Below are 13899 nucleotides of genomic sequence, written 5' to 3' on the forward strand. Positions count from 1 at the left end.
ATACTACAGTGCTTAGAGCGAAACGCTTACGCGAGCAAAGTAAAACGCACCGTTGAAGCCAAACTGGTTGGCGCTGTACAGGTAGCGGCCCCGGTTGGAGTTGTCCAGCGAGGAGCTATAGCTCAGATTGGGGTCCACGGAGAAGTTGTTTGGGTCGTTGCGGGGGTTCACGTAAATCTTGTCTGGATACACGTTGAACAGGTTGTTGGAGCCGATGGCCAGTCCTATTTGCTTGGTGATTTGCGCATTCAGCGTCAAGTCCGTAATCCACTTGGCCGAGAAGGTCTGGTCGAGGTTGGCGCGGGCTGGGTTAGCATCGGCCGTACGGATTTCGCCAAAGCGCACCGTGCGGGCTTCAATGCCGAAGATGCCGCGGGTGTAGGCCGCCGACAGATTGATTTTACTGCGCGGGTTGCCGTATTCGAGGCGGGTGCGCTGCTGCCGGTCAAAGAGCGTGTTTTGCAGGTTGCCGGTCCCTACCGTTTGGTCGTTGTTAATTGTAGAGGACGTACTGTTGAAGCCGGTTACTTCCGTTTTGTTGAAGTTGGCGGCGGCCGTCAGCGTCAAGCGGCTGTTTTCGCCCAAGGGCAGGCGCTCATTGGCCACAATATCAATGCCTTGGGTACGGGTATTCACGGCATTGGCAAAGAACTGTACTCGGCTCACATCGCGGCCGGCCAGAATTTGGTCTACAATGGTAGGCGGCGTCACGGCGGGGTTGCTCTTGGCAAACTGCGACGACAGTACAATCCGGTCGCGGATATCAATCTGGTAGGCGTCTACCGTCAGCGTGAAGGTGCGGCCGATGCTGCTGGTCAGGCCCAGGCTGTAGTTCTTCGACTTTTCCTGCTTCAGCGACCCTACCCCAAACCCACGCTGGCTCGAGTCATCAAAGCTGTTGCGCACAATCGGGTTATCATTGTTAACGGTGAGCACCTGGTTGGGTAGTCCGCTGACAAACTGCGTGCTGGTATTGGTGAAGTAGCGCTGCTGCAACGAGGGCGCCCGGAAGCCATTGCCGATGGAGCCGCGCACGGCCACCGTTCGCAGAATGCTGTAGCGCGCGCCCAGTTGGCCGCTCACATTGCCGCCAAAGTCGCTGTAGCGCTCGGCCCTGCCAGCTAGGTGTACTAGCAGCTTATCCGTGATGTCACTTTCAAAATCGAGGTAGCCCGCCACGTTGGTACGGCCCTTGTTCACTTCATCCTGCGGCTGATACCCCGGAAACACCTGGGCACCAGAAGCAGTAGGTGCACCGTTGATTCTGCGGCCACCGTTGATATACGACGCGTACTCACCTTTGCCGATCAGGAAGTTGTCGTACCGGAACTCGCCCCCAGCAGCCACGTTCAGGCTAGCCAGCGGCCCCACGTCCATGAAGCGCCGCGACACGCTCAAGTTCGTAGTGTTTTGCAGGAACGCCAGTCGGCCTGCGTAGAAATCTGTTGGGTTTACAATGCCGGGTCCTTGAGGTAGGGAGGCATTCACGGAGTTGCTAACGTCGTAGCGCAACTCGTTGCGGCCGAAGGTATTGCTTAGATCAACCGCGAAGCCACCGAAGGTGTTGCGCACGCCCACAATAGCCGACTGATCGTAGATAGTGGTGTTGATGAAGGGCAGGTAGCCGTTCGGGAAAATGGTCAGGTCGCTTTGGGTGGCCTGGTTGGGTAGGCGGTTGAAGCCCGAGCCCTGGCCCGTGCGGTACGAGGCACCACCAGACAGGTACACCTCGTAGCCACGTCCCAGCCGATACCCACCATTTAGAAAGCCACCGAAGTTGCGCGTAGCCGACTGCCCTACCCGAAAGTCTCGCCGGTCGAAACCATTGGCCGCTACCAGCGCATCGTCCTGCGCCTTGAGGGCGCGGCGGGCTTCCTCAGTATTGGCAGAAGCCGGATAGGCCCCGCCGCTACCCAGGTAAATCAGCGGCGTCCGGTCCGCAAACGAGCGGTCAGTGTAGCCGCGGTTCAGGAACTGCCCGCTCAGGTCCAGAAAGCCGCGCTTGTTCAGGCCAATGCCCACGTTGATGTCAACTTGCTCGGTTTTGCCGTCGGATTCAGCAGTCTGGCCGTAGTAGCCGGTGCTGGTCACGCCCGTCGAATCGTCTTTGAGCTGAATATTGATAACACCCGCAATGGCATCGGAGCCATACAGAGCCGATGCCCCGTCGCGCAGCACCTCAATGCGCTTGATGCTGGCCGTGGGAATTACGTTGAGGTCGGTGCCCACCGAGCCCCGCCCTACCGTGCCGTTGATGTTGACCAAGGCCGAGTTGTGGCGGCGCTTGCCGTTCACCAGCACCAGCACCTGGTCGGGGCCAAGGCCGCGCAAGCTGGCCGGGTCCACGAAGTCGGTACCATCCGAAACAGCCTGCCGCGACGACTGAAAAGAAGGCGCAACATAGGTAAGCACTTGGGTGACATCCGTTTGAGCAAACGCTTTGATTTCACGGGCCGAAATTACGTCGACTGGCGCGGTGGTGAGGATGTTGGAGCGGCCTTCGGAGGCCCGCGAGCCGGTTACCACCACCTCGCTGAGGTCAGTGCTGGCGTCCTGCAAACGCGCATTCAGCACGGAGCGGCCATTCAGGGGAATTTCCTGTGAGGTTTGCCCAATGGCCGAGAAGATAAGGGTAGCCGACGTGGGCACGGCGAGGCGGTAGCGGCCTTCCGCGTCGGTAGAGGTGCCGTTGCTGGTGCCTTTTTCCAGTACCGTCACGCCGGGTAGGGCGGCACCGGTAGGCCCAGTTACGCGGCCGGTTACGGTCTGCGTCTGGGCCCACGCGGCGGCGGGCAACAGACTGGCACACATAATAGAATAGAGTAAGGTTTGGCGCATACGCGTTCAGAGAAGAAAATAAAAGAAGATGCAAATTTGCCGAAGAGGACTACCCTTCTTGATGCCAACAACAGCCTACAAGGGCGACCATCTACCGTTTTTCACGATATGAACAGAATATCCCGCAGGATGTATTGCTTGAAACAAAAAAAGTATACTTCTTCCGTAGCGATACAGTTATAAGCTATTCTACTTCAGCCTATTATATGCTTATCGGCACTTTATAAAGTGGCGCGCCACTGCTAGCCGTGCAACTACTTTGCGCTCACGGTCACTACTTTCTGCACCACGGGTAGCGCCGCTTCCGCCCATGTTGCCATCTGCTGACCGGAATAGTGCAGGCCATCGGGAGCAAACTGGGAAGCATCACCGCTGGCGGAACGCGTGAGGCCAGTAATATCCACGAAGGCAACGCCGACCTGCTGGCATTCTTGCCGGGCCACCTCGTTGAACTGGTCGATTTCCTCCCCAATCTGTGTCCGGTTGCGCCCTTGCGCGTAGGGCGTCTGTCCCCAGTCTGGTATGGACAGCACAACCACTCGGCCAGAACGGCCACCGGCAAAGCGCGTGGCCGTTAGCAGCAGTTGGCGTAGGCGTGGGCGATAATCAGCGGCGCTTTGCCCCTGGTACTGATCGTTGACGCCAATCAGCAACGACACCAGCTCATAAGTGCGCTGATTGCCGGAGGCCACAATAGCCCGTTGTAGGTCCTGGGTTGTCCAGCCGGTGCGGGCTATGAGGTCGGGCGGCGCTACCTCGGTACTGCGCTGGCGCAACTGCTGCGCCAACTGCACGCTCCAGCGGGCTTGTTCGCTCACGCCCTCGCCTATAGTATAAGAGTCGCCTAACGATAGAAAGCTGATAGTAGCCGCCGATACGGAGGGGGCGGCCATCGGCGTAGGCGGCACCTCGGTGTGCGTGCAGGCCCAAAAGGGTAGTAAGGCAAATAGGAGAGCAAGGAAACGCATACTATCGGAATAAGCAGCTAGCTTACCTAACTTGGAATGCTACGCCGCTATGATCCGTACGAAAACGCGCTATTTGTAGATTGCAAGCCGCTTTCCGGTAACTAAGCAAGCCCCTACCCCCGCCACCACCCAGACACGTAAGGCGCTTGCGCAGCCTCCACCCGCTCACCGGGCCGGGGTAGCAACAGCGCTACGCCAGCAGAGGCGGCGGCTTGTTGCACTTCCTCGGCCGGGTCGGTCCAGGCGTGGTAGGCCAGGTTGAAAGTACCCCAGTGAATGGGGAGCAGCGCCCTGCCGCGCAGGGCTTGGTGGGCAGCTACGGCTACTGTAGGGCCCATGTGCACATCTGCCCAGTCAGGGTCGGCGGCGCCTATCTCCAGCATCGTCAGGTCGAAAGGGCCATAGGTGTCGCCTATCTGCTGAAACGCGGCGGCAAACGGGCCGGAGTCGCCGCCGAAGAACGCGCGGTGGGCAGGTCCCAGCAGCACCCACGACGCCCACAGCGTGGCATCCTGATCGAGGCCGAGGCGGCGGCCGGAGAAGTGCCGGGCGGGTGTGGCCACCAGCGTGAAGTTGGGCGCCAGCGTGTGGGTCTGCCACCAGTCCAATTCTGTAATTTTATTGGGAGCCACGCCCCAACGACGCAGGTGGCGCCCTACCCCCAGCGGGCAAAAGAACGGTACGCCCGTGCGCGCCAGTGCCCGCACGGCGAGGGGATCAAGGTGGTCGAAATGGTCGTGAGAGAGGAGCACACCATCCAGCGGCGGCATATGTGCCAAGGGTAGCGGGTTAGGAAAGAAACGCTTCGGCCCCATAAAGCTCACCGGCGAGCTGCGCGGGCGCCATACCGGATCGGTCAGGAAGCGGCGGCCGTCAATTTCCAGCAGCACCGTGGAGTGCCCCAGCCAGGTAGCCCGTAGGGCAGTAGGCGGCACCGGTTGGGCCAGCGCCACGGCATCTACCGAGAAGCCTGCTAGTGCCGGCTTGGGCACGCGCTGCTCTTTGCCTAGCAGCCAGCGCCGGGCCATCTGCCAGTAGCTGGTGGCTGTGGACATAGCAGTAGGCACGGCATTGCGGTAGCGCTTGCCATCGAAATGGGAAGATATTTTCATAAGGATTACTTAGTCAGGCAGGCAGATAAAACAGAACGTCATTCCGACCAGCGGGAGAAATCTCGCGCTGGTCGGAATGACGTTCTGTCTGAACGGGTAGCTAAGCAGACGCTTTGCTACCCGTTATATTTTAACGACAGGCGGTTTACCTACTCCTACCCTATTGCCTGGCCCAGGTCTTCCAACAGATCTTCAATATCCTCCACGCCTACACTCAGGCGAATAAGGGAGTCGGAGAGACCCGCTTTGCGGCGCTCCTCGGCCGGGATGCTGGCGTGCGTCATGGTGGCGGGGTGGCCGGAGAGGCTTTCTACCCCGCCCAGGCTTTCGGCCAGCGTGAAGAGCTTCAGTTTTTCGAGCACCGCAATGGCGTCTTCTTGCTTATCGCCTTTCAGCACGAAGGAAATCATACCCCCAAAGTCGCGCATTTGCCTGGCGGCTACGGCGTGGTTGGGGTGCTCGGGGAAGCCCGGCCAAAACACCTTCTCTACTTTCGGATGTGCTTGCAGGTACTCGGCCACGGCGCGACCGTTTTCGCAGTGGCGCTGCATGCGTAGGTGCAGGGTTTTGAGGCCGCGTAGCACCAGGAAGCAGTCCTGGGGGCCAGGCGTCCCGCCGCAGGAGTTTTGCAGAAACGCCAAGCGTTGCAGCAGGGCGTCGTCGTTTACAACCAAAGCGCCCATCACCACGTCGGAGTGGCCACCCATGTACTTGGTGAGGGAGTGCATCACAATGTCGGCACCCAGCGCAAGGGGCGTTTGCAGGTAGGGCGTCGAGAAGGTGTTATCGACCACCAGCAGGGCGCCGGCCTCATGGGCTACCTCGGCGGCGGCTTTAATGTCGATGATGTTGAGCAGCGGGTTGGTGGGCGTTTCCACCCAGATCAGCTTGGTTTTGTCCGTCACCTTTTCGCGCACGGCTGCCATGTCGTGCATGGGCACGAAATGAAACTTGATGCCCAGCGGCGCAAATACTTTGGTGAAGATGCGGTAGCTGCCGCCGTAGAGGTCGTTGGTGGAAATCACTTCGTCGCCGGGTTGCAGCAGCTTGATGATGCAATCGACCACGGCCATTCCTGAGGCAAAGGCCAGGCCGTGCTTGCCATCTTCCAAAGCGGCCACTGCGTCCTGTAGCTGCGAGCGGGTAGGGTTGTGCGTGCGCGAGTACTCATAGCCCTTGTTCTCGCCGGGCGAGGTCTGTACGTAGGTAGACGTTTGGTAAATGGGCGTCATGATGGCGCCGGTGGCCGGATCGGGGTGCACGCCGGCATGGATGGCTTTGGTTCCGAATTTCATATCGTAGGGGTGGGTAGTGAAAGCAAGCGCCCGGGCAGCGCGCGTTCAAAGGTAAGAACGCAACAAGTTGCCCGCACCGGCTTGCTACTATTGTATCTATATACTAACTACCCTGCGCGCCGTCTTGTTACCAAACGATGCCTGCCCATACCTATTCAGCCGCGTTTTAGATTTGCTACGACTACCGCGTGCCAAATCCGTAAGAGCAAACAGGCTGTCGTTTCACTAGCCTGTTTTTCTTTGTCTATGCTCTCCACTCTAAAAGCGTTGTTTCGGACCAACGCGTCCTCACTCCTGTCTATGTTTCTGCTGGTGGTGCTACCCATTGTAGGTAGCTCGACCGTTACTTACTTGCTCTACGAGCACCAAAATTTGCTGCGCGACCTCACCCTACCCCAAATGCTGCTGTACTTTGGGCTGATGGTGTTCGTGCTGGCATTTTCGCTGGTGCACTCCACGGTGGCAGTGCTGCTCACGGGTTTCTTCCTGGGTTGGGCTGGGCTGCCGGGCACCATTATAGCCTATGCACTGGCGGCGCTGCTGGGCTACGAGTTGGCCACTCGCCTCGACCAGGGAAAGTTGCTCCGCTTCGTACACTCTTTCCCGAAGGCCGAAGCTATTATGCAGGAGCTGCGCCACCAAAGCTGGCAGCTGATTCTGTTGGTGCGCTTGGCGCCCGTCCTACCCTTCGCCCTGATGACGTTCGTGCTGGCTATCCTGGGAGTGGACCGCACCCGATTTTTGGGCGCCAGTGTGTTGGGCATGCTGCCGCGCAGCCTGTTTTTTTACTGGATAGGCACACAGGCGCAGGATGCACTGTCACTACTCCACAATCCTGATACGGGCACCACTGGCAAAATACTGGTGCTGGTGCTGCTGGCTGTAGCTGCACTAGGTCTGTACTACGTTTTCAACCGGGCCGTGCAGCGTGCTTTGGACCGGCAGGTGGAAAAACACGAAAATTATTAAATCTGAAAATCAGTTGCTTGCACATTTTCTTGCGTTTTTTCGTCTTTAAATTGTCACGCGGCTTGTTTTCCGGGAAATTCTGCTGTTATCTTTGCACACCGTAACAGAAAAACGGTCGCGTAGCTCAACTGGATAGAGCACCTGACTACGAATCAGGAGGTTTGGGGTTCGACTCCCTACGCGACCACAAGAAAAGGCCCTCAGATTACTCTGAGGGCCTTTTTCGTCATGCTGTATACTACATCTCCCATACTCCCTACCCGGCTTACTACCTACGCAGACGGCGCTACGGGCGCTTCTAAAGCAGGCTTAGGCAGCACTTTACTTTTGTCTGGGTTTGCATAGGGTAGGTGTAGCGAGCATCCAGGAACAGAACTTCCACGTTGAGGTCCAGCATACAGCTTTGCACCGTTGCTAGTATGGCTAACAACGATTGTCCGTCCAGCCAGATATGCATTGCCATGGCGCATTCAATCTGCTGCTTAATCGTCATAACTTCTCTAACAAAATTTCTTGTATGCTGCAAGCTGAACGCAATTCATCTGTTTATCAGCATGATGCAGTATAGTCTGACATTGATTGAGACAGTGTACATCTATTTATAATTAGACTAAGTATAAATAAATAAAATCCAGCTTGTAGCTTTGCGGTATCATTCGCCTACCGTTTACTCTATGAGCATACCACTTCCCTCTTTGTGTCGCGCTTTCTGCGTTTTTGTTTTGCTGCTTAGCAGTAGTTTCATCGCTACTGCGCAACAGGGCACCGTTCAGGGCCGCATTACCGATGGCAACGGCCAGCCTACAGCCGGCGTTTCGGTAGGGCTACAAGGCACGTCGCTGGGTATGGCTACTGATGCCAACGGAGATTTCCGGATTGAGAATATTGTACCCGGTACCTACACCCTGGGGGTGCGTATGGTAGGTTTTGTAACGCAGGAGCGCGTGGTAACGGTATCGGCCGACCAAACAGTGACGGCCAACTTCGTGCTGAACCCGTCGAACCAGCGCTTGCAGGAGGTAGTGGTAACGGGCGAGCACGACCGCTACAACCGAAAACAAGCATCTGAATCGCTACGCCTGGGCGAACCGCTTATTGAGGCGCCACAGAACATTCAAGTAGTAACCAGCAAACTGCTCGCCGATCAGCAGATTTTTAATCCTACGGAAGGCGTAACGCGCAACGTGAGCGGCGTGATTGCACCTGGCCACTGGAATAATGTGTACGCTCGCATCACCATTCGTGGGTTCAACTCGGGTTTTGGTTCGTTGCGCAACGGCATGAATGTGGGCAACTACTTCGGGCCGTTGATGGAGGATATGTCGTTTGTGGACCGGATTGAGTTTGTGAAGGGCCCCGGCGGATTTCTGATGGCGAATACCGAGCCCGGTGGTTTTTATAACGTGGTCACTAAAACGCCTACCGGCACAGGCCGCAAATCGGTGGGCCTCACGCTGGGCAGCTTCGGCACGTACCGCGCTACCACCGACATCGACGGCAAGCTCAGCAACGATGGCAAGCTGCAATACCGCCTGAACCTGATGGGTCAGACCAGCGACTCTTACGCCGGCTACGAGTTCAACAACCGCGTGGTCCTGGCGCCTTCGCTGCGCTACCTGCTCGACGAGCGTACCACCATCACGGCTCAATACACTTACCAACGCTCGCAGTTTTCGCAAGCTGGCAATTACCTGTTCTCGCCCGACGGCTTCAAATCCGTATCGCGCAACGTATCGGTATACGACCCGCTGATGGGCAAATCGAACGTGAACGACCACAGCTCTTTCTTCACTGTAAAGCACCGTTTCAATGATAACTGGAAAGTAACGGGCCAGGTTTCCTACCTCTCCTACAAGATGCGCGGCCTGTCGACGTGGGTGGCTGATAGCTCCTTTGTAGCTACCCCTACCCGCTCCAAGCGCCTGATTGGCCCGAATGTACTGCAACGCTCCGTAAGCTCCTACGACGTAGACAACACCAGCACGCTGGGCCAAGTATTTGTGAATGGCAATGTGACGACCGGCCCGTTTCAGCACCGCGTTATTGTGGGCTTCGATGCCTCGAACAAATCGTACGACGCCGATTTCGCCTTGTACGGCACCATGGCCCTTGACCTCAACCGTCTGGACGACCCTACCTACACGCAATACCCTACCTCGGCGCCTGCTACCCTGGGCACTCCCAATCGTTCGCAGAGCCTGAGCCGCAGCGGACCTTATAAAGGATACCTCCGCTACGCCGGCGCTTATGTGCAGGATGAGCTGGGCTTCTTCGATAACCGCCTGCGTCTGACGCTGGCCGCTCGCTACTCTAATAACTACAACGTGCGCTCCCGCGCACAGGACGATGTAGTGACGCCCCGCGTGGGCCTGAGCGCCACAGTGGCCCCTAGCACTTCCGTGTATGCCCTCTACGACCAGTCGTTTATCCCAGTGGCGGGAGTTGATGTCAACAACGTGCCCTTCGACCCGCAGCGCGGCCGCAACACCGAGGTAGGCGTGAAGCGTGACTGGATGGATGGTCGCTTCTCGTCGACCGTGACGGCCTTCAACATCACCAAAACTAATGTGCTGGCGCCTGATAACAATAGGGCAAACCTGGAGCGCAACCTCAACTCACAGATTCAGGTAGGCGAAGTTCGCTCGCGGGGCGTTGAAGTTGACTTGACTGGTGAGTTGCTACCCGGCCTCAATGTGGTGCTGAACTACGCCTACCTGGACCCGGAGGTAACCAAGGACAACCCGCGCCGCAACACTGCCGGCGACATTGTGGCGCCCAGCAACCAGGGCCGCAAGCTGGGCGGCGCGGCCAAGCACACCAACAACGGCTGGCTCACCTACCGCTTTCAGCAGGGCGCCCTGCGCGGCTTTGGCCTCTCGGGTGGCTACCAGTGGCAGCTCGACCGCTACGCCGGCCTGGGTGGTGTGGGCCTGCTGCTACCCGACAACTATTTCCGGCTGGATGGCGGCATCTCGTGGCAGAACGAGCGCATGAACGTGAACCTGCTGGTGAATAACCTCACCAACCGCTACAACTACAGTGGCGCCAGCTACTACGCGGGCACTGCCCGCACGGGGGCCTTCTACTCCTGGCAGGCCGAGGCACCCACCAATTTCCGCCTGAATATCGGCTACAACTTCTAACCGCTAACCGCTCAGCGCATGACGTTCAAGAAACTCGTCGGTAAGCTGCACCTTTGGCTCGGACTCTCGTCCGGGCTCGTGGTGTTTATTGTGGCCCTCACGGGGTGCATCTATGTGTTTCAGAAGGAGCTTTTTGACGTCCTGCACCAGGATTTAGTGCGCGTAGAGGCGCCCGCCCAGGCACAGCCGTTACCGCTGAGCGTGGTGTGGGAGAAAGCGCAAGCGGCTCTTGGACCCGATAAGCCGCTGCAAAATGGCACCACCTACAGCGACCCTACCCGCGCCTGGACGTTTATGACCTACAAGGGCAACGTTGGGCAGCCCTACTTCGGGAGCATGATTGAGTACCACCGCACGGTGTACGTGAACCCCTACACCGGCCAGGTGAACGGCGTGCTCGATAATAAGTACGAGTTTTTCCAGGTAGTGAAATGGCTGCATTGGGGCCTGTGGCTGGGCGCTGCCGGCGAATACATTGTGGGGTGGAGCACCCTGATTTTTGTATTCCTGCTCCTTTCGGGGTTGGTGCTATGGTGGCCCAAAAACAAAGCAGCCCGCAAGCAGCGCTTCACGGTGAAGTGGAATGCCACCCGCAAGCGCCTAAACTACGATTTGCACAACACGGTGGGCTTCTATCTTACGCTGGTGGCCCTCATTATTGCTCTCACCGGCCTCACATGGTCGTTCAACTGGATGAAGCAGGGCGTCACCTACCTAGCCACCGGCCAGACCGAACTTCCTGGTGGACATGGTGGCAAGGGCAAGAAAGGCGGCAAAGAAGGCGCAAAGCCCGACCTCTCGCTAGCGGCCCAACTGGCCCCACCCCCCAAGGCCGTTGATGCGGCTCTGCGCGACGCTTGGCAGCGCCTACCCCAGGCCAAAGCCATTTCGACGGGCAAGCCTACTCCCGAACAGCCGGTTGTACTGCGCGCCGCGCTGGGCAACAACCGCTACCAATCCGGCCAACTGACCTACACGGCGGCGGGGCACTTCGAGAAAGTGGAAACCTACCGCGAGAAGCCGAAGGGCGAGTTGCTGGTGATGATGAATTATGACATTCACGTAGGCTCAGCCCTTGGGATGCCCGGCAAGATCATCGCCTTTCTGGCTAGCCTGCTGATTGCTACCCTACCCGTCACGGGCTTCTACATCTGGTGGGGCAAGCGCCACAAGCAAAAAGCTACACACCGACCCGCTGCCGCAGGCACTGTAGTGGAGCGCCGCCGCATGGCACGCCCTGTACGCCCTGCCTATGCGGCCTCGGCGGCAGTGCGCGCTCCAGCCGAAGCGTAAGGCGGGCAGTGCTATCTTTGCGGCTGGCCCCACGTAGTGAGGGTGGCAAAATGGCATCGGTTGTCGTTTTTCACGTGCAATCTGCTGTTTTCGGCCAACGATTTTCGCCTTCTGTTTGTTAAGATAACGTCCTGAACGGATGCTGTTTTTTCTCTTTTTTAGCTGTTCCCGATGAGTTCTATTTCCACCGATATCTGCATTATCGGCGCTGGCCCGGTTGGGCTGTTTGCTGTATTTGAAGCTGGCTTGCTGAAGCTGCGCTGCCACGTAGTAGACGCCCTACCCCAGGTAGGCGGGCAGCTCTCCGAGATTTATCCCAAGAAGCCCATCTACGACATCCCCGGCTTCCCGTCGGTGCTGGCCGGCGATTTGGTGCAGAACCTAATGGAGCAGATTGCCCCCTTCCACCCCACCTTCACGCTGGGTGAGCGGGTAGAGAAGTTCGAGAAGCTCGACGATGGCTCTTTCCAGCTCACGACCACCGATGGCACCGATATTCACTGTAAGGCCATTGCCATTGCCGGCGGTTTGGGTTCGTTTGAACCACGCAAACCGGCCGTGGAGTCGCTGGAAAGCTTTGAGGGCGGCAAAGGCGTATATTACATGGTGCGCGACCCCGAGCACTTCCGCGACAAGCGCCTGGTGATTGCCGGCGGCGGCGACTCGGCCCTCGACTGGACTATCTTCCTGGCCGATGTGGCCAAGGAAGTAACGCTGGTACACCGCGGCACCACCTTCCGCGGCGCTGCCGACTCGGCCGAGAAGGTGAAGAACCTACACGAAGCCGGCAAAGTGCGGCTGGTGCTGAGCAGCAACGTAACGCACGTGCACGGCAACGGTAGCCTCTCGCACGTGACCATCACCGGTAACAACGGCGAGCCGGAGCAGGTGTCGGTTGATGCCTTTGTGCCTTTGTTTGGCCTCACGCCTAAGCTTGGCCCTATTGGCGAGTGGGGATTGGAGATTGAAGACAACGCCGTGAAAGTAGATACCCTAGACTACTCCACCAACGTGCCCGGCATCTTCGCCATCGGCGACATCAACACCTACCCTGGCAAGCTAAAGCTAATTTTGTGCGGTTTCCATGAGGCAGCTCTCATGGCCCAGGGTGCCTACAAGCACATCTACCCAGATAAAAAATATGTGTTGAAGTACACCACTGTGAACGGGGTGCCTACGCTGTAAATGGTGGCTGTCAGCAAATAATTTCGGCTAAACTGTTAAACTCGCAGCGGGCGGCAGGTAGTGCACACGGCAACGTAGGCGCTACCCGCCGCCCGCTGTTACCTTTGTGGGGTAGCTACCCCCTGGGGTAGCCGCGCCCTACCCTCTGTTTTACAACCGACGCCCTTATGAGTTTAGACGCCACCGAAGTCCGGGTATATGTGGAAGATGCCCCCGGCCAGCGCACCGAGATTGTTGCCCCCACCGATATGGGCCTGAGCCTGATGGAAGTGATGAAGGCTTCCGGCTACGACATTCAGGCCACGTGTGGCGGCATGGCCCTGTGCGGCACCTGCCACGTGGAGGTGCTGGCCGGCCCCGCCCTCCTGGAGCCCAGCGACGACGAGATGTACATGCTGGAATCTTTACCCATCCTCACCGATGCCAGCCGCCTGTCGTGCCAAATCCGCATCACGCCCCGCCTCGATGGTCTGGTGGTGCGCCTCATGCCGCAAGACGCGTAGGCGCCCTACCCTACTTGCTTAAAAACGACGAAGGACGAGCCGCAATGGCTCGTCCTTCGTCGTTTTATCATACGTTTATCTACTTGATACGCTGTTATCGGCGGTGCTTGCGTGCGGTGGTGGTATGATGGACCGTTGTTTTGCGCGTGGTGGTTTTCTTACGAGCAGTGCTACTGCGGTGCGCCGAGCTGGTACGCCGACGATGGTACGTGGTGTGGTGTGCGGGAGCGGCGGGTTTTGCTTCCGTCTCAGGAGCGGCCGGGGCTTCTTCTGGCACGGCCGGACCGTGCACTTCGGGCGTAGTGGTGGTTTCCTCAACTTCTTCGGCTGTTTGTAGTGCGGCGGCGCGGCTGCGACGGGTAGGCATCAGCATATCGCGCTCCACCCGCTCACGCGCCGTCAGGTTCTCCTCACCCGGCAGTACCGGCGACACGGGAACAGCAACTTTTCCTTCCAGCACGGGGGCCGACGTTGTTTTTACAGGGCTTTGTGCCAGTACCGGCGCGCTGCATAACAGCAGGCCGGCAAGCATCAGACTCTTATTCATCAGCATCACTTTTGAAATCCTAAGAAGCTACAAAATTACGATGGAA

The 13899-nt window shown here is 58.1% G+C and carries 11 protein-coding genes and 1 tRNA gene; 6 read left to right on the forward strand and 6 right to left on the reverse strand.

Annotated elements, in window-relative coordinates:
• Positions 1–12: 12 nt before the first annotated feature.
• The 4 genes from F1C16_RS13595 to F1C16_RS13610 form a co-directional block, all read right to left on the reverse strand.
• Positions 13–2838, reverse strand: coding sequence for a TonB-dependent receptor (locus F1C16_RS13595; RefSeq protein WP_185281180.1), 2826 nt, complete (start codon positions 2836–2838; stop codon positions 13–15).
• A 254-nt stretch (positions 2839–3092) separates the two neighbouring features.
• Positions 3093–3806, reverse strand: coding sequence for a GDSL-type esterase/lipase family protein (locus tag F1C16_RS13600; protein WP_185281181.1), 714 nt, complete (start codon positions 3804–3806; stop codon positions 3093–3095).
• A 113-nt stretch (positions 3807–3919) separates the two neighbouring features.
• Positions 3920–4918: an MBL fold metallo-hydrolase gene (locus F1C16_RS13605; protein ID WP_185281182.1), complete on the reverse strand. Its 999-nt coding sequence runs from the start codon at positions 4916–4918 to the stop codon at positions 3920–3922.
• Positions 4919–5073: 155 nt separating this feature from the next.
• Positions 5074–6213, reverse strand: coding sequence for a cystathionine gamma-synthase (locus tag F1C16_RS13610; RefSeq protein WP_185281183.1), 1140 nt, complete (start codon positions 6211–6213; stop codon positions 5074–5076).
• A gap of 246 nt (positions 6214–6459) precedes the next feature.
• On the opposite strand from F1C16_RS13610, the gene F1C16_RS13615 reads away from it, so the two are divergent.
• A complete protein-coding gene (locus F1C16_RS13615; RefSeq protein WP_185281184.1) occupies positions 6460–7182 on the forward strand; it encodes a TVP38/TMEM64 family protein in 723 nt (240 codons plus the stop codon).
• A 113-nt stretch (positions 7183–7295) separates the two neighbouring features.
• Positions 7296–7369, forward strand: a tRNA-Arg gene (locus F1C16_RS13620).
• Positions 7370–7480: 111 nt separating this feature from the next.
• Here F1C16_RS13620 and F1C16_RS13625 read toward each other — a convergent pair.
• Positions 7481–7675: a hypothetical protein gene (locus tag F1C16_RS13625; protein WP_185281185.1), complete on the reverse strand. Its 195-nt coding sequence runs from the start codon at positions 7673–7675 to the stop codon at positions 7481–7483.
• 181 nt (positions 7676–7856) lie between these two features.
• On the opposite strand from F1C16_RS13625, the gene F1C16_RS13630 reads away from it, so the two are divergent.
• The 4 genes from F1C16_RS13630 to F1C16_RS13645 all read left to right on the forward strand — a co-directional run bounded on the left by F1C16_RS13630 (position 7857) and on the right by F1C16_RS13645 (position 13306).
• Positions 7857–10325 (forward strand): TonB-dependent receptor, encoded by a 2469-nt coding sequence (locus F1C16_RS13630; protein ID WP_185281186.1) that lies wholly within the window; start codon positions 7857–7859, stop codon positions 10323–10325.
• A gap of 18 nt (positions 10326–10343) precedes the next feature.
• Positions 10344–11618, forward strand: coding sequence for a PepSY domain-containing protein (locus tag F1C16_RS13635; protein ID WP_185281187.1), 1275 nt, complete (start codon positions 10344–10346; stop codon positions 11616–11618).
• Positions 11619–11789: 171 nt separating this feature from the next.
• Positions 11790–12803 carry an NAD(P)/FAD-dependent oxidoreductase gene (locus F1C16_RS13640; RefSeq protein ID WP_185281188.1) on the forward strand — a complete coding sequence of 338 codons (1014 nt, stop codon included), beginning with the start codon at positions 11790–11792 and terminating at the stop codon, positions 12801–12803.
• Positions 12804–12970: 167 nt separating this feature from the next.
• Complete coding sequence (locus tag F1C16_RS13645; RefSeq protein WP_185281189.1) at positions 12971–13306, forward strand: 2Fe-2S iron-sulfur cluster-binding protein; 336 nt, start codon at positions 12971–12973, stop codon at positions 13304–13306.
• 94 nt (positions 13307–13400) lie between these two features.
• Here the strand turns inward: F1C16_RS13645 and F1C16_RS13650 are convergent, their stop codons facing one another.
• On the reverse strand, positions 13401–13853 hold the full coding sequence (locus F1C16_RS13650) for a hypothetical protein (RefSeq protein ID WP_185281190.1): 453 nt from the start codon (positions 13851–13853) through the stop codon (positions 13401–13403).
• Between the last annotated feature and the right edge of the window lie 46 nt (positions 13854–13899).

Source organism: Hymenobacter sp. NBH84 (genome assembly GCF_014217645.1).
Lineage (GTDB): Bacteria > Bacteroidota > Bacteroidia > Cytophagales > Hymenobacteraceae > Hymenobacter > Hymenobacter profundi.